Source organism: Achromobacter sp., assembly GCF_050285565.1.
Lineage (GTDB): Bacteria > Pseudomonadota > Gammaproteobacteria > Burkholderiales > Burkholderiaceae_B > Achromobacter.
Map to the genome: position 1 here is coordinate 29,199 of NZ_JBLZXG010000012.1, position 17,875 is coordinate 47,073.

The window sequence follows — 17,875 nt, forward strand, 5'->3', positions numbered from 1 at the left end:
CAGGCGTGGCTGCCCGGCCTACAGGCCCAGCTGGCTCCACATGGCGTCCACGCGTTTCTTGACGTCGGCGTCCATGGCGATGGGCGTACCCCATTCACGCTGGGTCTCGCCCGGCCACTTGTTGGTGGCGTCCAGGCCCATCTTGCCGCCCAGGCCGGACACCGGTGAGGCGAAGTCCAGGTAGTCGATGGGGGTGTTCTCGACCAGCAGCGTGTCGCGCACCGGATCCATGCGGGTCGTCATGGCCCACACCACTTCCTTCCAGTCGCGCGGATTGATGTCCTCGTCCACCACCACGATGAACTTGGTGTACATGAACTGGCGCAGGATGCTCCACAGTCCGAACATGACGCGCTTGGCGTGGCCGGCGTACTGCTTGCGGATCGACACCACCGCCAGCCGGTAGCTGCAGCCTTCGGGCGGCAGGTAGAAGTCGACGATCTCCGGCAACTGGCGCCGCAGCAGCGGCACGAACACTTCGTTGAGCGCCACGCCCAGCACGGCGGGCTCGTCGGGCGGTTTGCCGGTGTAGGTGGAGTGGTAGATGGGGTTGCGGCGCATGGTGATGCGCTCGACCGTGAACACCGGAAACCAGTCCTGCTCGTTGTAGTAGCCGGTGTGGTCGCCGTAGGGGCCTTCCAGCGCCATCTCGTAGCCGCTGTCGGGCGGCGGATTGACGCCGTCAGGCACCACGGGGGCGATGGCGCGCGGATCGGACGACGGCAGCAGATGGCCTTCGAGCACGATCTCGGCCCAGGCCGGCACCGACAGATTGCTGCCCAGCGCCTGCGCCACCTCGGTGCGCGAGCCGCGCAGCAGTCCGGCGAACTGGTATTCGGACAGGCTGTCCGGCACTGGCGTGACCGCGCCCAGCGTGGTCGCCGGATCGGCGCCCAGCGCCACGGCCACGGGGAAGGGCGTGCCGGGGTGGGCCAGCGCATGGTCGCGGAAATCAAGCGCGCCGCCGCGGTGCGACAGCCAGCGCATGATCAGCTTGTTCGGGCCCAGCAGTTGCTGGCGGTAGATCCCCAGGTTCTGGCGGCGGGCGTTGGGGCCGCGCGTGATCACCAGGCCCCAGGTCAAGAGCGGCGCCACGTCGCCGGGCCAGCAGGTCTGGATCGGCAGACGCGTCAGATCCACGTCCTTGCCTTCCCAGACGATCTCCTGGCAGGCCGGGCCCTTGACGGTCTTGGGGCTCATGTCCCACAGGGCCGACTTCAACATCGACACCTTGGCCAGCGCGTCGCGCAGGCCCTTGGGCGCCTCGGGCTCGCGCAGCGAGGCCAGCAGTTCGCCGATGTCGCGCAGGGCGCTGACGTTGTCGGCGCCCATGCCGCGCGCCACCCGCGATGGCGTGCCGAACAGGTTGGCCAGCACCGGCATCCCGGCCGGCCGGCCGTCATGCTGGGCATTCTCGAACAGCAGGGCGGGGCCTTCGGCGCGCAGCACGCGGTCGGAAATCTCGGTCATTTCCAGGCGCGTCGAGACCGGCGCGGCGATGCGTTTGAGTTCGCCCATGCGTTCGAGTTGAGCGAGGAAGTCTCTAAGGTCGCGGTATTTCACTACAGATCCCGGCGATTTGGTTACATTTTGGTCGGAAAGAGAGGTTAACATTGACTCCCTCTTTTTCCACGCAGGAGGTTTTCATGCCCGATGCGTCAGTGGCCAGCCTGTTCAGGAACATGGCCCAAGGAGTGCACCAATATCTTGCCGAGTCGCTGCGCATCTGCTCCGTTTATCTGGGCATCGCGGTGATTGTGACGGTAAGCATGGGATTCGCCCTGCCTGGTTTGCGCGACCAGGCATTGCAAGTGCACAAAGCCTTGTTGACCGCCCTCGCGCCTTCATCCATGCAGCCTGGCATCGAAACCGAAGCCGGGTCCGAGTCCGGCGCCGATTCCTCGTCGGCGATTGCCATGGCCGTACCCACCGCGCCGTCCAGCAATGCGACGGGCATGCTCGGGCCTGCCCGCAGCGCGCCGGCGACGCCCAAGAAGCCCGCCATGGTCGCCACCGGCCCGCAGGCCGAAGCGTTGCGCAACTACATTTCGCGCAAGTACAAGGTCGCCTATGACGCCACCGGCCCGCTCTTGAATACCGTGTACAAGGTCGGCCGCGACAAACAGCTCGACCCCCTGCTGCTGCTGGCGGTGATCGCCATCGAGTCGCGCTATAACCCGCTGGCCGAGAGCCACGTGGGCGCGCAAGGCCTGATGCAGGTGATGACCAGCGTGCACCAGGACAAATTCGACGCGGTAGGCAAGAACCCGCTCGATCCGGGCGCCAACATCACGGTGGGCGCGACGATCCTGAAGGACTGCATCAACCGGCGCGGGTCGGTCGATGGCGGCCTGGCCTGCTACGTCGGCTCGACCGGGCCGGACGACAACGGCTATGGGGCCAAGGTGCAGGCGGAGCGGCGGCGGTTGGCGCTGGCTTCCGGGATCGCGTTGGCGCGGGACTGATCAGCATTGTCTCGCCGGCTGTCTCGCAGAGGGGCCGCTTCTGTTGGAGCGGCCTTTTTTCCGGCTTATCGGCCGAGCAGCTTGCCCATGCGGGCCACGGCCTCTTCCAGCCGGTCCAGGCCGGTGGCGTAGGAAAAACGCATGGTGTGGTGGCCGTGGGCGGGGCCGAAGTCCAGGCCCGGGACGGCGGCGATGCCGGCTTCGAGCAGCAGGCGTTGCGAGAAGCTGGCGCTGTCGGTGCCGAGCCCGCTGATGTCCGCGTAGATGTAGAAGGCGCCGTCGGGCTTGACCGGCACTTTCAGGCCCAGGCGCTCGAATTCGGGCAGCAGGTAGTCGCGGCGCTGCTTGAAGGCTTCGCGGCGGTGCTCGAAGGTGCGCAGGGCGTCGGGCGCGAAGCAGGCCAGCGCCGCGTGCTGCGCCAGGGTGGGCGCGCAGATGGCGAGGCTGCCGGCGATCTTCTCGACGGGGGCGACCATGTCTTCGGGCACGATCATCCAGCCCAGGCGCCAGCCGGTCATGTGGAAGTACTTCGAAAAGCTGTTGATGACGATGATGTCGTCGTCCAGCGTCAGCGCCGAGCGCGGCTGGCCTTCGTAGGACAGGCCCAGGTAGATTTCGTCGACGATGGCGAAGCCGTTGCGGGCACGGACCTGGGCCAGCAGTTCGGCCAGCTCGCCGTGGTCGATGGAGGTGCCGGTGGGGTTGCTGGGCGAGGCCACCAGCACACCCTGGGTGGCCGCGGTCCAATGCCGGGCCACGTCGTGCGCCGACAACTGGAAGCGTTTGTCGGCCGAGCTGGGGATCAGGCGCGGCCGGCCGCCGGCGGCGAGCACGAAGTTGCTGTTGGCGGGGTAGGAGGGATCCGGCATCAGCACTTCGCCGCCCGGGTTGACCAGGGCGGCGCAGGCCAGCGTCAGGGCGCCGGAGGCGCCGGCCGTGACGATGACGCGCTTCGGGTTGATCGTGGCGCCGAACTGGTCGTGGTAGAAGCGGGCGATGGCCTCGCGCAGCGGCATCAGGCCGGCGGGGGCGCTGTAGCCGCTCTGGCCAGCGTGGGCGGCGCGTTGCAGCGCTTCCACGACCTGGGGCGGCGCGGTAAAGTCCGGTTCGCCGATGCCCAGGCTGATGATGTCCTTGCCCGCCGCCTGCAGCGCTTGCGCCTGCTTGAACAGTTCGACGACCTGGAAGGTCAGGAATTCGTTGGTGCGGGCGGCAAGGCGGGGCATTGGACTCTCGAAGGCTACTTGAAGCGGAATAAAGGGAATTGTAGTCATGCAGCCATCGCGGCGCGCTTTCCTCCTGGGCCGCAGGCCCGTCCAGACGCCCTGGGCCACGTTTCTGCAACGGCTGGCGCTGCGGTGCCAGGGGACGGTGCGCGATCAGGGCGGACTGCCGGGCCAGGCGCCGCGCGCCGTGCTGGCGCCGTTGCGCGAGGCCGACGTGGTTCATGCCCGCGCGCTGTGCGCCGAATACGGCGTGGTGCTGGCGCTGGCGGATGCCGAGGGGCCGTTCGCGCCGGCCGCCGGCGCGCTGCTGCGGGTCGATCCCGGCCGCTTGGCGGGGTTGGCGCGGCTGGCCGGCGCGGCGCCGCGCTGGCGCGCCCAGCCGGGCGTGCCGCTGGCGGCGCTGGCGCAGGCGGGGCTGCGGCAGTTCGATGGGCTGCCCGGCGCCATGACGCTGGCCCAGTGGCTGGCGGCGCCGGCCCCCTGGGCGGCGGGCGACTGCGCGGCCTCCGGGGTGCTGGGGGTCGATCTGCTGTTAGCGGACGGGGTGGAGGAATCGCTGGGGCCCTTCGGGGCCGACGACGTGCAGCCCTTGCGTTCGGCCACGGTGCAGCGGCTGGTGCCGGCGCTGTTCCAACTGGCAGGAGGAGAACTGGCCGCCGCCTGCCGCGGCGCCGACCGCTGGCAGGCGCGTTACCGCTTGGATGCCCTGGCTCCGCGGGCGCCGGCCGGCGTGAATCTGGCGCACTTGTTGCTGGGGCACGGCGGCACGCTGGCCTGGGTGCGGTCGGTGACGCTGGCCGCCGCGCCGGCGCCCGGCAGCGCGCGCGCGGAAAGTGGGGAGGGCGGGGCGTGGCCCTCGCACGCCATCGCCTTGCAGGCGCGAATCAAGGCCCTGTTCGATCCGCATGGGCGTTTTCCCGCATTGGCGGCGGGTCCGGATGGCGACAATTTGTAAACCGAGGGGGTAAGATGGGCCGCGCCCGCAGCCGCCCTGGATGTGCGCCCTGGAGGCTGCAGGGGAACGTTTCGCCCGGTTCGCCATCGGAATAGAATTGCCTCCTTTCCGTCCTCACTCTAGCCAGTAGCCGCCCCTATGGATGCCAACCTCCGCAAAGCCGCCCTTGAATACCACGAGCACGGCCGTCCCGGCAAAATCTCGGTCACGCCGACCAAGCAACTCACCAACCAACGCGATCTGGCCCTGGCATACTCGCCGGGCGTGGCGGCGGCCTGTGAGGAGATCGTGGCGGACCCGGCCAACGTGTTCCGCTACACCGCGCGCGGCAACCTGGTGGGGGTGATCACCAACGGCACCGCGGTGCTGGGCCTGGGCAACATCGGCGCGCTGGCCTCCAAGCCGGTGATGGAAGGCAAGGCGGTGCTGTTCAAGAAGTTCGCCGGCCTGGATGTGTTCGACATCGAGATCAACGAAACCGACCCGGACAAGCTGGTCGAGATCATCGCCGGCCTGGAGCCGACCTTCGGCGGCATCAACCTCGAAGACATCAAGGCGCCCGAGTGCTTCACGGTCGAGCGCAAGCTGCGCGAGCGCATGAAGATCCCCGTCTTCCATGACGACCAGCACGGTACCGCCATCACCGTGTCCGCCGCCTTCATCAACGGCCTGAAGGTCGTCGGCAAGCAAATCGACAAGGTCAAGGTGGTCACGTCCGGCGCCGGCGCGGCCGCGCTGGCCTGCCTGGATCTGATGGTGGACCTGGGCCTGCCGCTGGAGAACGTCTGGGTCACCGACATCGAGGGCGTGGTCTACGAGGGCCGCACCGTGCTGATGGATCCGGACAAGGCGCGTTTCGCGCAAAAGACCGACGCGCGCAAGCTGGCCGAGGTCATCGAGGGCGCGGACGTGTTCCTGGGCCTGTCGGCCGGCGGCGTGCTCAAGCCGGAAATGGTGGCCAAGATGGGCCCGCGCCCGCTGATCCTGGCGCTGGCCAATCCGACGCCGGAAATCCTGCCCGAGCTGGCCCATTCGGTGCGCGACGACGTGGTCATGGCGACCGGCCGTTCGGACTACCCGAACCAGGTCAACAACGTGCTGTGCTTCCCGTACATCTTCCGCGGCGCGCTGGACGTGGGCGCCACCACCATCACCCGCGAGATGGAAAAGGCGGCGGTGCACGCCATCGCCGCGCTGGCCGAGGAAGAGCAGAACGAAGTGGTGGCCGCCGCCTACGGCACCTACGACATCTCGTTCGGCCCCGAATACCTGATTCCCAAGCCGTTCGACCCGCGCCTGATCGTGCGCATCGCGCCGGCGGTGGCCAAGGCCGCCATGGAAGGCGGCGTGGCCACGCGCCCGCTGGCCGACCTGGAAGCCTACGAAGAGCAGTTGCAGCAGTTCGTGTACCACTCCGGCGCTTTCATGAAGCCGCTGTTCTCGGCCGCCAAGCGCATCGTGCGTGGCGGCGGTAAATCGCGCATCGTCTTTACCGAAGGCGAAGACGAGCGCGTGCTGCGCGCGGTGCAGGTGGTGGTGGACGAAGGCCTGGCCCGGCCGATCCTGGTGGGCCGTCCCGCCGTGCTGCTGTCGCGCATCGAGAAGTTTGGCCTGCGCCTGCGCCTGGGCGAGGATGTCGAAGTCACCAACCCCGAATACGACGAGCGCTTCCACCAGTACTGGACCACGTACTGGGAGCTGATGTGCCGCCGCGGCATCACCAAGGAAATGGCGCGCGTGGAAATGCGCCGCCGCCTGACCCTGATCGGCGCGATGATGGTGCACCTGGGCGACGCCGACGGCATGGTCTGCGGCACCGTCGGCGCCTATCACGATCACCTGCGCTTCATCGACGAAGTGATCGGCCGCCGCCCCGGCGCCAACGTCTACGCCGCGATGAACATCCTGCTGCTGAACGAGCGCACGGTGGTGCTGGTGGACACGCACGTCAACGATGAACCGACCGCCGAGCAGATCGCCGAGTTCACCATCGCCGCGGCCAAGGAAATGCAGCGCATGTTCCTGGCGCCCAAGGTGGCGCTGCTGTCGCGCTCGAACTTCGGTTCGGGCAGCTCGGCCTCGGGCGCCAAGATGCGCCGCGCGCTGGAATTGGTGCGCGAAGCCGAGCCGGAGCTGGAGATCGACGGCGAGATGCACGGTGACTGCGCCTTGGACGAGGCGCTGCGCCTGCGCATTCTGCCGTCCTCGACCCTCAAGGGCCAGGCCAACCTGCTGGTGTGCCCCAACGTGGACGCCGGCAACATTGCCTACAACCTGCTCAAGACCGCGGCCGGCGGCAACGTGGCGGTGGGCCCGTTCCTGCTGGGCGCCAACGCGCCGGTGCACATCCTGACCTCCAGCTCGACCGTGCGCCGCATCGTCAACATGACCGCGTTGACGGTGGTCGATGCCAATACCCCACGTTGAAGTCACCCGCGGCGGTCCGGCGTGCCCGCGTACGCCGACCGGCCTGGTTCTGACCGGGGGCGGCGCCCGCGCCGCCTACCAAGTGGGCGTGCTCAGCGCCATCATGGAACTGCTGGACCCCGACTGGCATTCGCGTTTCAGGAATCCCTTCGACATCATCTGCGGCACCTCCGCCGGCGCCATCAACGCCGCCGCGCTGGCCTGCCGCGCCGAGCGGCCCCACCTGGGCGTGCGCCGCATCCGGCGGCTGTGGTCTTCGCTCCATACCGACATGATCTACCGGGCCGACGCGCCCGGCCTGATCCGCACCGGCGTGCGCTGGCTGGGCCTGCTGGCGCTGGGATGGATGTATTCCGGCCTGACGCGCAAACGGCCCCAGTCGCTGCTGGACAACAGCCCGATGCAGATGCTGCTGAACCGGGTGCTGAACTTCGACCACCTGCAGTCCAGCCTGGAGAGCGGCGCCCTCTCGGCCCTGGCGATCACGGCCTCGGGCTACACCAGCGGCGAACACTTGACCTTCTACCAGGCGCACACGCCGATCCAGCCGTGGCGCCGCTACCTGCGGTTGGCCATTCCCACCCCCATCACCATCGACCATCTGATGGCCTCGTCCGCCATCCCCTTCGTCTTTCCGGCCCGGCAGATCACGGTGCACGGCAAGGGCGAGTGGTGCGGCGACGGCTCCATGCGGCAACTGGCGCCGATCAGCCCCGCCATCCACCTGGGCGCGCACCGGGTGCTGGTGATCGGCACCGGTTTTCGTGACGATACCCACCCCGAGCACCGCGAGGATTCACCCCCGTATCCGTCGCTGGCCCAGGTCGGCGGGCACGCCCTGTCCAGCATCTTCCTGGATGGCTTGTCGATGGACGTCGAGCGCCTGGAGCGGATGAATTACCTGGTCGACCATGTCATTGCCCGGGAGGGCGGCGAAGCGGTCGCCGTGCGCCGCATCCAGGTGCTGACGATCACCCCCAGCCGTTCGCTGGATTCGCTGGCCCTTGAGCATCTGGACGATATGCCGCCCCAGGCCCGTGCCCTTTTTCGCGTACTCGGTGTATCGTCCGACCCAGGCCGCCCCGGGGGCGGCGCGCTGATGTCCTACCTGTTGTTCGAGTCCAGCTACACCAAGCGATTGATCGAACTGGGTTATGCCGATACGATGCAGCGTAACGATGAAGTGATCGCCTTTTTCAAGGAGGCACAGGCATGACGCGCAACGCCCAATCCACCCTGCACAAGCAGTTGAAGCGAGGTGGTGCGCTGCCCCATGACGGGCTGGACAAAAAGGCGGTGGTCGACGCCGCGCACGAGCTCGGCCTGGCACTGTTTGTGGCCAATTGCGACCCGGCCCGCAGCCGCTCGGCGGTGCTGCGCGCCATCGTCAAGGCGGTGGACTTCCCCGAGTATTTCGGCGGTAATCTCGATGCGCTTTACGACTGCCTGTGCGACACCGTGCTGGACCACAAGACCGGCGTGGTGCTGTGGCTGTACAAGCTGCATTCCGGCGATCCGGCGCTGGAGGAAGACGCCGCCCGCATCGAATCGGTGTGCGCCGACGCCGCGGAATTCGCCCACGAAAATGGTCGTACGTTCGCGTATGTGGTGGAGCACGCGGGCAAGCACCCGGATCCCGAGCCCGGCGTGGCCGCCGCGCCCTACGGTGAGAACGACTGACGGCCCTGGCTGGTGGCATTCGCGCCACCCGCCCGTCATGCGCCTGTCATGCACTATGGACGGGGCGGCCCGTTCCCTGGCCTGTTCCCCGACCGATTCCTCATCACCAGCCCAGCAGCGCCCCGCAGGCTGAAATCAAGGCCAGGCCAGCCGTTTCCGTGCGCAGCACGCGCGGGCCGAACCTGACGGCCTGCACGCCCGCCTCGCGCGCCAGGGCCAATTCCTTGTCCGACCAGCCGCCCTCGGGGCCGACCAGCAGGGTCAGTGAAGCCAGGCCGGGTGTGGCGCCGAGCAGGCCGGCCAGGTCGGTGTCGGCCTCCGGGTGGCACAGCAGGCGCAGGCCATCGGCGGGCTGCGCCAGCCAGTCGGCCAGCGCCACGGGCGCGTCGACGGCCATCAGGCGGTTGCGGCCACATTGTTCGGCGGCCGACTGGGCGATGCGCTGCCAGTGGGCCACCCGTTTTTCGAGCCGCGGGCCGGCCAGTTGCAGCACGCTGCGCTGCGCGGCGATCGGGCTGACCCGGGCGGCGCCCAGTTCCACGGCTTTTTCCACCACCCAGTCCATCTTGTCGCCGGCGGGCAGGCCCTGCACCAGCGTGAGGCGGCCGGCCAGCTCGGCTTCGCGCGGATCGAACGCGCCCAACTGGGCGAAACCGGCCTTGCCCTCGATTTCCAGCACTGCCTGGTATTCGCCGCCCTGGCCGTTGAACAGCGCCACGGTTTCCCCCGCGCGCAGCCGCAACACCCGGATGGCGTGGTGCGCCAGGGCCTCCGGCAGGGCGATGCGGGCGCCAGCGGACAGGGGAGCGTCGCAGAAGAAGCGGGGGACGGACATGGGTGTTGCGGCGATGAACGGACGGTGGACGTGGGGCCGGGCGCAGACCCGGGGCGCGGCACCGGGCGGCGGCCCGGAGACTCAGGGGCGGGCCGGTGGCCCGGTCACCTGAGCGCGTAGCCTACCACCTTGATGCCCCAGTCGATCAGGTTCGGAGCGCTGGACGCCAGTTGCAGCGTCAGCAGGGTCAGGAAGCCGACCGTCATTTTCTTGTCCAGGCGCAGGACTTGCTCGACGGTGGCGAAGCGCTTGAGTTCTTCGCGGGTGGGCAGTTGCGCGACGATCTTGGCGAGTTTGTCGAAATGTTCCTGGGAGGCGCGCTTGGCGATGTCGCGTTCGAGTTCGGCACGTTCGCGAGCGAAGTCGACGCGTGAGAGGGCATAGGCCTGCAGTTCGGCCCGTGCCTCCTCGTGCGCACGCTTGATCAGTTCCGCTTCGCCCTGCAGGCGGGCATGTTCCAGCGCCTGCGCCACCGCGATGGCGCGTTCCTCACCCAGCGCGTTGCGCAGGGCCAGGATACCGGCGGCGGGAATGGTGAAGCTCAGCATGGCAAGCATGATACGGATTCCAACAAAGGGCTGTGCCAAGCCATCATGAATGTCGGACGGCCCCACCGCAATTGTGGGAACTACGCCATGCCGTTGGGGTCTCCACCCCGGGAGCCCGTGTTTCACCCAGGGGGCGCCGTCCATTTGGCGGACCCCGCCGCCCGCCGCCGGCCGGCCCATCCCCAGGTGTTAAAATCGTCTGCTTCGCAACCTACTCAACTGGCCCCCATTTCCTGCGTGGGCGCGCCAGCCTCAAAGAGCCTTCCGAATGAGCAATCCGACCGCCCCTAAACTTGCCTTGGCGGATGCCATCCGCGTCCTCGCGATGGATGCCGTGCAACAAGCGAACTCCGGGCACCCGGGCGCTCCCATGGGCATGGCGGAAATCGCCCAGGCCCTCTGGATCGGCAATCTGCGCCACAACCCCAAGGATCCCGCCTGGGCCAACCGCGACCGCTTCGTGCTGTCCAACGGCCACGGCTCGATGCTGATCTACGCGCTGCTGCACCTGACCGGCTACGACCTGCCGATCGAAGAACTGAAGAATTTCCGCCAGTTGCATTCCAAGACGCCGGGCCACCCCGAAGTGGGCATCACCCCGGGCGTGGAAACCACCACCGGCCCGCTGGGCCAGGGCCTGGGCAATGCCGTCGGCATGGCGCTGGCCGAAGCGCTGCTGGCCGCCGAATTCAACAAGCCCGGCCACACCATCGTCGACCACCACACCTACGCCTTCACCGGCGACGGTTGCCTGATGGAAGGCATCTCGCACGAAGTGTGCTCGCTGGCCGGCACGCTCAAGCTGTCCAAGCTGGTGGTGCTGTATGACGACAACGGCATTTCCATCGACGGCCACGTCGAGCACTGGTTCGCCGACGACACCGCCAAGCGCTTCGAAGGCTACGGCTGGAACGTCATCCGCGGCGTCGACGGCCACGACGCCGCCGCCGTGGACGCCGCCATCAAGGCCGCCCGCGCGCAATCGGAAAAGCCCACGCTGATCGTCTGCCGCACCGTCATCGGCAAGGGTTCGCCCAACATGGCCGGCACCCACAACGTGCACGGCGCCCCGCTGGGCAAGGACGAGATCGCCGCCACCCGCGCCGCGCTGGGCTGGACGGCCGAGCCGTTCCAGATCCCGCAGGACATCTATGACGGCTGGGACGGCCGCCAGGCGGGCGCCGCCGCGCAGGCCGAATGGCAGTCGGCGTTCAACGCCTACGCCGCCGAATTTCCGGCCGAGGCCGCCGAGTTCACCCGCCGCATGAAGGGCGAGCTGCCCGCCGGCTACGCCGAACAGTTCCAGGCTTTCCTGAACGCCACGCTGGAAAAGGCCGAGACCGTCGCCACGCGCAAGGCCTCGCAGTTCGCGATCACGGCGCTGGCCGCCGCGCTGCCGGAGCTGCTGGGCGGCTCGGCCGACCTGACCGGCTCGAACTTCACCGACTGGAAGGGCGTGGCCGCCGTGCGCGCCGGCGACAAGGGCATCCAGTTCGGCCGCCACATCAACTACGGCGTGCGCGAATTCGGCATGGCCGCCATCATGAACGGCGTGGCGCTGCACGGCGGCTACCTGCCGTTCGGCGGCACCTTCCTGACGTTCTCGGACTACTCGCGCAACGCCATCCGCATGGCCGCGCTGATGAAGCAGCGCGTGGTGCACGTGTTCACGCACGACTCCATCGGCCTGGGCGAAGACGGCCCGACCCACCAGTCGATCGAGCACGCCGCCAGCCTGCGCCTGATCCCCAACCTGTCGCTCTGGCGTCCCTGCGACACGGCCGAGACCGCCGTGGCCTGGAACGCTGCCGTGACGCGTCCGGCCAGCATCGGCATGGACGTGCATGACGGCGGCCCGACGGCCCTGCTGCTGTCGCGCCAGAACCTGCCGTTCGTGCAGCGCGACGCCGCCACCGTGGACGCCATCGCCCGCGGCGGCTACGTGCTGCGCGACGCCGAAGGCGCCCGCGCCGTGATCATCGCCACCGGTTCCGAAGTCGCCATCGCCCTGGACGCGCAAGCCCAACTGGCCAAGGAAGGCATCGCGGTGCGCGTGGTGTCCATGCCCAGCACCGACGTGTTCGACAAGCAGGATGCCGCCTGGAAGCAGTCGGTGCTGCCCAAGGGCCTGCCGCGCGTGGCCGTCGAGGCCGGCGTGACCGCCTTCTGGCACAAGTACGTGGGCCTGGAAGGCGCCGTGGTCGGCATCGACCGCTACGGCGAATCCGCGCCCGCGGGTGCGCTGTTCAAGTTCTTCGGGCTGACCGCCGACAAGGTGGCCGAGACCGTCAAGCAAGTTCTGTAAAAAAGGAGCCTAGTTATGACCATTCGCGTCGCCATCAACGGTTACGGTCGCATCGGCCGCAACATCCTGCGTGCCCACTATGAAGGTGGCAAGAAGCACGATATCGAAATCGTCGCCATCAACGACCTGGGCGATCCCAAGACCAACGCCCACCTGACCCGCTACGACACCGCCCACGGCAAGTTCCCGGGCACCGTCGAAGTCGACGGCGAGTACATGGTCGTCAACGGCGACAAGATCCGCGTGCTGGCCAACCGCAACCCGGCCGAACTGCCGTGGGGCGAGCTGAAGGTCGACGTGGTGCTGGAATGCACGGGCTTTTTCACCACCAAGGAAAAAGCCGGCGCGCACATCAAGGGCGGCGCCAAGAAGGTCATCATCTCGGCCCCCGGCGGCAAGGACGTTGACGCCACCGTCGTCTACGGCGTCAACCATGGCGTGCTGAAGTCGACCGACACCGTCATCTCGAACGCGTCGTGCACCACCAACTGCCTGGCCCCGCTGGTCAAGCCGCTGAACGACAAGCTGGGCCTGGAAAACGGCCTGATGACCACCGTTCACGCCTACACCAACGACCAGGTCCTGACCGACGTCTACCACGAAGACCTGCGCCGCGCCCGTTCGGCCACCATGAGCATGATCCCGACCAAGACCGGCGCCGCCGCCGCGGTTGGCCTGGTGCTGCCGGAACTGAACGGCAAGCTGGACGGCTACGCCATCCGCGTCCCGACCATCAACGTGTCGATCGTCGACCTGTCCTTCGTGGCCAAGCGCGACACGACCGTCGAGGAAGTAAACAGCATCCTGAAAGCCGCCTCGGAAGGCGAGCTCAAGGGCATCCTGGACTACAACACCGAACCCCTGGTCTCGGTGGACTACAACCACAACCCGGCCTCCAGCACCGTTGACGCGTCGCTGACCAAGGTCTCGGGCCGCCTGGTCAAGGTCTCGTCCTGGTACGACAACGAGTGGGGCTTCTCGAACCGCATGCTCGACACCACCGTCGCGCTGATGTCGGCCAAGTAAGCATCGCTGTCGGATCGAAGGGGACGAACGGGTTTTCCGCCACGGCGGAAAGCGGGTTCGTCCCCTTCGTTCGCCAACTCTAGGAGACGCAAAGCATTATGTCCAAGGTCAATACCCTGTCCGCGCTGGCCAAGGCCGGCGCCCTGTCCGGCAAGCGCGTGTTCATCCGCGCCGATCTGAACGTGCCGTTCGATGACGCCGGCCGCATTTCCGAAGACACCCGCATCCGCGCCTCGGTGCCCGGCATTCGCCTGGCGCTGGACGCCGGCGCCGCGGTGATGGTCACCTCGCACCTGGGCCGCCCGAAAGAGGGCGTGCTGACCGAGGCCGATTCGCTGGCCAAGGTCGGCCAGCGCCTGTCCGAGCTGTTGGGCATGCCGGTGCCGCTGGTGCGGGACTGGGTCGACGGCGTCAAGGTCGAGCCGGGCCTGGTGGTGCTGCTGGAAAACTGCCGCGTCAACGTCGGCGAGAAGAAGGACGACGAGGCGCTGTCGCGCAAGATGGCGGCGCTGTGCGACGTCTACGTCAATGACGCCTTCGGCACGGCGCACCGCGCCGAGGCCACCACGCACGGCATCGCGCGCTTCGCGCCGGTGGCCTGCGCCGGCCCCTTGCTGGAAGCCGAGCTGGACGCGCTTGGCCGCGCGCTGCACGAACCCAAGCGCCCGCTGGTGGCGATCGTCGGCGGCTCCAAGGTGTCGACCAAGCTGTCGATCCTGCAATCGCTGGCCGACAAGGTCGACCAGCTGGTGGTGGGCGGCGGCATCGCCAACACCTTCATGCTGGCCGCCGGGCTGCCGATCGGCAAGTCGCTGGCCGAGCCGGACCAGGTGGACCAGGCGCGCGCCGTGATCGAACTGATGAAGCAGCGCGGCGCGGATGTGCCGATCCCGGTGGACGTGGTGTGCGCCAAGTCGTTCGGCGCGGATGCCGAGGCCACCGTGAAGGCGGCCGACGATGTGGCGGCCGACGACATGATCCTGGACATCGGCCCGCAGACCGCGCAGCAACTGGCCGCGATCCTGAAGCAGGCCGGCACCATCGTCTGGAACGGCCCGGTGGGCGTGTTCGAGTTCGACCAGTTCGCCAATGGCACCAAGGTGGTGGCGCAGGCGATCGCCGATTCCGAGGGCTTCTCGATCGCGGGCGGCGGCGACACGCTGGCGGCGATCGCCAAGTACGGCATCGGCGAGCAGGTGGGCTACATCTCCACCGGCGGCGGCGCGTTCCTGGAGTTCCTGGAAGGCAAGACGCTGCCGGCGGTGGCGGTGCTGCAAGAGCGGGCCAAGTAATCGGCCTGCCTGTCGCGCGCCAAAGCCGCTCCTTCTGGAGCGGCTTTTTTTTCATGGTCGGCCGTGGCGGCGCGCCGGGCGAGAATCGCGCCCGGCCCCGCGCAACGGGGCGCCTACTCCATCTTCGCGCCCGACAGCTTGACGATGTCGGCGTAGCGGTCGATCTCGGCGCGCATGAAGGTGCCGAAGGCGGCCGCGGTCTGCCCGGCGGGGACGATGGCGCCCATGGCTTCCATGCGCTGGCGCATGGCGGGGTCGGCGGTGATGGCGTTGATCTCGCGGTTCAGGCGGGCAACGATATCGTCCGGCGTGCCGGCGGGGGCGACGATGCCGTACCAGGCCGAAGCGTACATATCGCTGACGCCGGCCTCGGCGAAGGTGGGCACGTTGGGCAGGGCCGGCAGGCGCTGGCGCGAGGCGACGGCCAGGGCGCGCAACGCGCCGGCCTGGACCTGGGCGAGCGAGCCCGTATCGATCATCATGTCCACCTGGCCGGCCAGCAGGTCGGAGACGGCCGGGCCGCTGCCCTTGTACGGAATGTGCAGGATATCGACGCCCGTGCGGGCCTTGAACATGGCGCCGGCCAGGTGCTGGGACGAGCCCACGCCGCCCGACCCGTAGTTGAGCTTGCCGGGCGCGGCCTTGGCCGCATCGATCAGTTGCCGCACGGATTGGTAGGGCGACTGCTTCGGCACTTCGAGGATGTTCGGAATTTCGGCGACAAAGGCGACGGGGGTGAAATCCTTGACCGGATCGAAGCCCAGGCGGGCATACAGGTGCGGGTTGGCGGCGTTGGTCGAGCTGGTGGCGACCAGCAGCGTATAGCCGTCGGGTTTCTCGCGCACGAAGGCCGCGGTGCCGATGTTGCCGCCGGCGCCGGCCTTGTTGTCGACGATGACGGTCTGCCCCAGGCGCTCGGTCAGGCGCTGGGCCAGCATGCGGCCCAGGGCGTCGGTGGCGCCGCCGGGAGGCCATGGCACCACCAGCTTGACGGGGCGATCGGGGTAGGCCTGGGCCTGCGACAGGGCGGGCAAGGCGGCAAGGGCGGCGAATGCGAGCGCGGCGCCGACGGCGCGGCGCAGGAAGGCGTGGGGCATGCGGGGGGTCTCCTGGTGCGCGGTCCGGTGCTCGGCCGCGCTGTTGTTCATGGGCCGCCCGGGCGGCCCCGTGTGCGGCGATGAGGCCGCGTTTGTTGTGCCCACGACTCTACGCAATCCCCAACTTGATAAAAAGGGATAAATATTTAAGAAAATACATTCCTTTTCGGAATGAAGTGTCGAGGCGTGGGCGCATGCCGCTTGATCCGCCACCGCGATCGGCGACGCGGACTGGTGTAGGCTTGGCGCTCGCCCGCCCCGCGCGGATTTCCTGTTCCCGTTTCGCCTGCCCGCAGCACCATGAACCTACGATTCCTTCCCGGCCTGAACAACCTGCGAGGCATGACGCGGGCGTCCGCCGGCCGCGACATCGCCGCGGGCCTGAGCGTGGCCGCGGTGGCGCTGCCGGTGGGACTGGCGTATGCCGCGATGATGGGGGTGCCCCCGGTGGCAGGGCTGTGGGCGGCGATCGCGGGCATGCTGGGTTACGCGCTGTTCGGTTCCTCGCGCACGCTGATCGTGGGGCCGGACACGGCCACCTGCACGCTGATCGCGGCCACCTTGACCGGCATGGCGCTGACCACGCCCGAGGATCGCCTGATGGCGGCCACCGCCATCGCGCTGACGGTGGGCGTGGGCTGCCTGATCGCGCGGCTGCTGCGCCTGGGCGTGCTGGCCAACCTGCTGTCGCGGCCGGTGCTGATCGGCTACATGGCGGGCGTGGCCGTGACCCTGGCGTTGTCGCAATTGAGCGGCCTGACCGGGGTTGGGCTGCGCAACAGCGGCCTGGTGCATCCGTTCCTGGAACTGTCGCGGCGCGTGTCCGAGATCCGCATCCCGACCCTCTGCCTGGGCCTGGCCTCGTGTCTGTTGCTGGTGGCGATCAAGCGTTGGCGGCCAAGCTGGCCCGGGCCGATCCTGCTGGTGGTGGGCGCCTGTCTGCTGTCGTGGTTGTTCGATTTTCCCAGTCTCGGCATCGCCGTGGTAGGCGAGGTGCCGGCGGGCTTGCCGGCCTTGCGCCTGCCGGTGCGCCTGGAAGGCGTGGACGACATTCTGCTGGGCGCGGCGGGAGTGTTGGTGGTGAGTTTTTCCAGCGGCATCGTGACCGCGCGCAGTTTTGCCGCGCGCACCGGCGAGCACGTCGATCCGAACCGCGAGCTGGTCGGCTTCGGCGCGGCCAACGTGGCTGCCGGGCTGTTCCAAGGCTTCGTGGTCACGGGCGCCGACTCGCGCACGGCCGTGGGCCTGGCGGCCGGCGGCTCGTCGCCGTTGGTGGGCGTGAGCGCGGCGGTGGCGCTGGCGGTGGTGGTGGGCTTGCTGAGCGCGCCACTCTATTGGCTGCCGCAGGCGGTGCTGTCCGCGATCCTGCTGCTGGCGGCGGCCAGCCTGTTCGATGGCCAGGCTTTCTTGCGGCTGGCGCGCATCTCGCGTATCGAGCTGGCCTTCGGCATCCTGGCGGCGGTGGGCGTGGTGGGTTTCGGCGTGCTGCAGGGCGTGGCGGTGTCGGTGGGCGCGACCCTGCTGTATGCCATGTACGTGTCGGGCAATCCTCGCGACGCGCTGCTGGGCCGCCTGCCGGGCGAGTCGGTGTTGGGCAAGATGCACCTGAATCCCCAGGCGCGGCCGGTGCCGGGCACGGTGATCTGGCTGTTCGAATCCTCGGTATGGTTCTTCAACGCCGACGCATTCCGGCGGCGCGCGCGCGAGATCATCGCGCAGGCCGGCGATGCCACCTGGTTCGTGCTCGATGCCGAGGCCATGACGCAAGCCGACGCCGATGCGATCGAGGCGCTGTACGAGCTGCGGCGCGAGTTGCGCGATCGTGGCATGGTGCTGCTGGTGGCCGGCGGCCATGGCCAGTTCCGCATGGCGCTGGAGCGCTCCGGCCTGGCCGAGCGCATCGGCCGCGACAAGATCTTCCCCACGCCCGAGCAGGCGGTCGAGGCCATCGAGCGCTGGCGCCAGGGCCCGGCGCCGGCCACGCTGGCGTAGCGCGGTCGGCGGGCGGCGCGGGCCCCG

14 protein-coding genes are annotated in these 17,875 nt (G+C 68.5%); 9 read left to right on the plus strand and 5 right to left on the minus strand.

Annotated elements, in window-relative coordinates:
* Window positions 1–18 precede the first annotated feature (18 nt).
* The gene (ubiD, locus tag ACN6O8_RS22775) at window positions 19–1,563 is read right to left on the minus strand and encodes a 4-hydroxy-3-polyprenylbenzoate decarboxylase (protein WP_427993256.1); all 1,545 of its coding nucleotides are present in this window, start codon (window positions 1,561–1,563) and stop codon (window positions 19–21) included.
* Between the two features lie 83 nt (window positions 1,564–1,646).
* On the opposite strand from ubiD, the gene ACN6O8_RS22780 reads away from it, so the two are divergent.
* Window positions 1,647–2,465: a transglycosylase SLT domain-containing protein gene (locus tag ACN6O8_RS22780; protein ID WP_427993257.1), complete on the plus strand. Its 819-nt coding sequence runs from the start codon at window positions 1,647–1,649 to the stop codon at window positions 2,463–2,465.
* A gap of 65 nt (window positions 2,466–2,530) precedes the next feature.
* Here ACN6O8_RS22780 and ACN6O8_RS22785 read toward each other — a convergent pair whose 3' ends face one another.
* Entirely contained in the window at window positions 2,531–3,691 is a 1,161-nt protein-coding gene (locus ACN6O8_RS22785; protein WP_427993258.1) for a pyridoxal phosphate-dependent aminotransferase, read from the minus strand.
* A gap of 46 nt (window positions 3,692–3,737) precedes the next feature.
* On the opposite strand from ACN6O8_RS22785, the gene ACN6O8_RS22790 reads away from it, so the two are divergent.
* The 4 genes from ACN6O8_RS22790 (at window position 3,738) to ACN6O8_RS22805 (ending at window position 8,753) form a co-directional block, all read left to right on the plus strand.
* Complete coding sequence (locus ACN6O8_RS22790) at window positions 3,738–4,646, plus strand: FAD-binding protein (RefSeq protein WP_427993259.1); 909 nt, start codon at window positions 3,738–3,740, stop codon at window positions 4,644–4,646.
* A gap of 138 nt (window positions 4,647–4,784) precedes the next feature.
* Window positions 4,785–7,073, plus strand: a complete 2,289-nt coding sequence (locus ACN6O8_RS22795) for an NADP-dependent malic enzyme (RefSeq protein ID WP_427993260.1) — start codon at window positions 4,785–4,787, stop codon at window positions 7,071–7,073.
* The gene (locus ACN6O8_RS22800; protein ID WP_427993261.1) at window positions 7,054–8,289 is read left to right on the plus strand and encodes a patatin-like phospholipase family protein; all 1,236 of its coding nucleotides are present in this window, start codon (window positions 7,054–7,056) and stop codon (window positions 8,287–8,289) included. Before ACN6O8_RS22795 ends, ACN6O8_RS22800 begins: the two co-directional genes overlap by 20 nt.
* Complete coding sequence (locus ACN6O8_RS22805) at window positions 8,286–8,753, plus strand: barstar family protein (RefSeq protein ID WP_427993262.1); 468 nt, start codon at window positions 8,286–8,288, stop codon at window positions 8,751–8,753. The genes ACN6O8_RS22800 and ACN6O8_RS22805 overlap by 4 nt, the downstream gene beginning before the upstream one ends.
* 103 nt (window positions 8,754–8,856) lie before the next feature.
* Here the strand turns inward: ACN6O8_RS22805 and ACN6O8_RS22810 are convergent, their stop codons facing one another.
* Together ACN6O8_RS22810 and ACN6O8_RS22815 are read right to left on the minus strand one after the other, a co-directional pair.
* Entirely contained in the window at window positions 8,857–9,588 is a 732-nt protein-coding gene (locus ACN6O8_RS22810; protein ID WP_427993263.1) for a 16S rRNA (uracil(1498)-N(3))-methyltransferase, read from the minus strand.
* A 104-nt stretch (window positions 9,589–9,692) separates the two neighbouring features.
* Window positions 9,693–10,145: a hypothetical protein gene (locus ACN6O8_RS22815; protein WP_427993264.1), complete on the minus strand. Its 453-nt coding sequence runs from the start codon at window positions 10,143–10,145 to the stop codon at window positions 9,693–9,695.
* A gap of 259 nt (window positions 10,146–10,404) precedes the next feature.
* Between ACN6O8_RS22815 and tkt the strand changes: the two genes are divergently transcribed.
* From tkt to ACN6O8_RS22830, 3 genes are all read left to right on the plus strand, one after another.
* Complete coding sequence (gene tkt, locus ACN6O8_RS22820) at window positions 10,405–12,441, plus strand: transketolase (protein WP_427993265.1); 2,037 nt, start codon at window positions 10,405–10,407, stop codon at window positions 12,439–12,441.
* A gap of 15 nt (window positions 12,442–12,456) precedes the next feature.
* Window positions 12,457–13,467, plus strand: coding sequence for a type I glyceraldehyde-3-phosphate dehydrogenase (gene gap / locus ACN6O8_RS22825; RefSeq protein WP_049075573.1), 1,011 nt, complete (start codon window positions 12,457–12,459; stop codon window positions 13,465–13,467).
* A 98-nt stretch (window positions 13,468–13,565) separates the two neighbouring features.
* Window positions 13,566–14,759: a phosphoglycerate kinase gene (locus ACN6O8_RS22830; RefSeq protein WP_427993266.1), complete on the plus strand. Its 1,194-nt coding sequence runs from the start codon at window positions 13,566–13,568 to the stop codon at window positions 14,757–14,759.
* A gap of 113 nt (window positions 14,760–14,872) precedes the next feature.
* Here the strand turns inward: ACN6O8_RS22830 and ACN6O8_RS22835 are convergent, their stop codons facing one another.
* The gene (locus tag ACN6O8_RS22835) at window positions 14,873–15,856 is read right to left on the minus strand and encodes a Bug family tripartite tricarboxylate transporter substrate binding protein (protein WP_427993267.1); all 984 of its coding nucleotides are present in this window, start codon (window positions 15,854–15,856) and stop codon (window positions 14,873–14,875) included.
* A gap of 300 nt (window positions 15,857–16,156) precedes the next feature.
* Between ACN6O8_RS22835 and ACN6O8_RS22840 the strand changes: the two genes are divergently transcribed.
* Window positions 16,157–17,848, plus strand: coding sequence for a SulP family inorganic anion transporter (locus ACN6O8_RS22840; protein ID WP_427993268.1), 1,692 nt, complete (start codon window positions 16,157–16,159; stop codon window positions 17,846–17,848).
* Window positions 17,849–17,875 lie beyond the last annotated feature (27 nt).

Bases quoted from the DNA above. Each gene is read 5' to 3' on its own strand.
- ACN6O8_RS22780 (WP_427993257.1), top strand. From the start codon at position 1,647: ATGCCCGATGCGTCAGTGGCCAGCCTGTTCAGGAACATGGCCCAAGGA.
- ACN6O8_RS22785 (WP_427993258.1), bottom strand. From the start codon at position 3,691: ATGCCCCGCCTTGCCGCCCGCACCAACGAATTCCTGACCTTCCAGGTC.
- ACN6O8_RS22790 (WP_427993259.1), top strand. From the start codon at position 3,738: ATGCAGCCATCGCGGCGCGCTTTCCTCCTGGGCCGCAGGCCCGTCCAG.
- ACN6O8_RS22795 (WP_427993260.1), top strand. From the start codon at position 4,785: ATGGATGCCAACCTCCGCAAAGCCGCCCTTGAATACCACGAGCACGGC.
- ACN6O8_RS22800 (WP_427993261.1), top strand. From the start codon at position 7,054: ATGCCAATACCCCACGTTGAAGTCACCCGCGGCGGTCCGGCGTGCCCG.
- ACN6O8_RS22805 (WP_427993262.1), top strand. From the start codon at position 8,286: ATGACGCGCAACGCCCAATCCACCCTGCACAAGCAGTTGAAGCGAGGT.
- ACN6O8_RS22810 (WP_427993263.1), bottom strand. From the start codon at position 9,588: ATGTCCGTCCCCCGCTTCTTCTGCGACGCTCCCCTGTCCGCTGGCGCC.
- ACN6O8_RS22815 (WP_427993264.1), bottom strand. From the start codon at position 10,145: ATGCTTGCCATGCTGAGCTTCACCATTCCCGCCGCCGGTATCCTGGCC.
- tkt (WP_427993265.1), top strand. From the start codon at position 10,405: ATGAGCAATCCGACCGCCCCTAAACTTGCCTTGGCGGATGCCATCCGC.
- gap (WP_049075573.1), top strand. From the start codon at position 12,457: ATGACCATTCGCGTCGCCATCAACGGTTACGGTCGCATCGGCCGCAAC.
- ACN6O8_RS22830 (WP_427993266.1), top strand. From the start codon at position 13,566: ATGTCCAAGGTCAATACCCTGTCCGCGCTGGCCAAGGCCGGCGCCCTG.
- ACN6O8_RS22835 (WP_427993267.1), bottom strand. From the start codon at position 15,856: ATGCCCCACGCCTTCCTGCGCCGCGCCGTCGGCGCCGCGCTCGCATTC.
- ACN6O8_RS22840 (WP_427993268.1), top strand. From the start codon at position 16,157: ATGAACCTACGATTCCTTCCCGGCCTGAACAACCTGCGAGGCATGACG.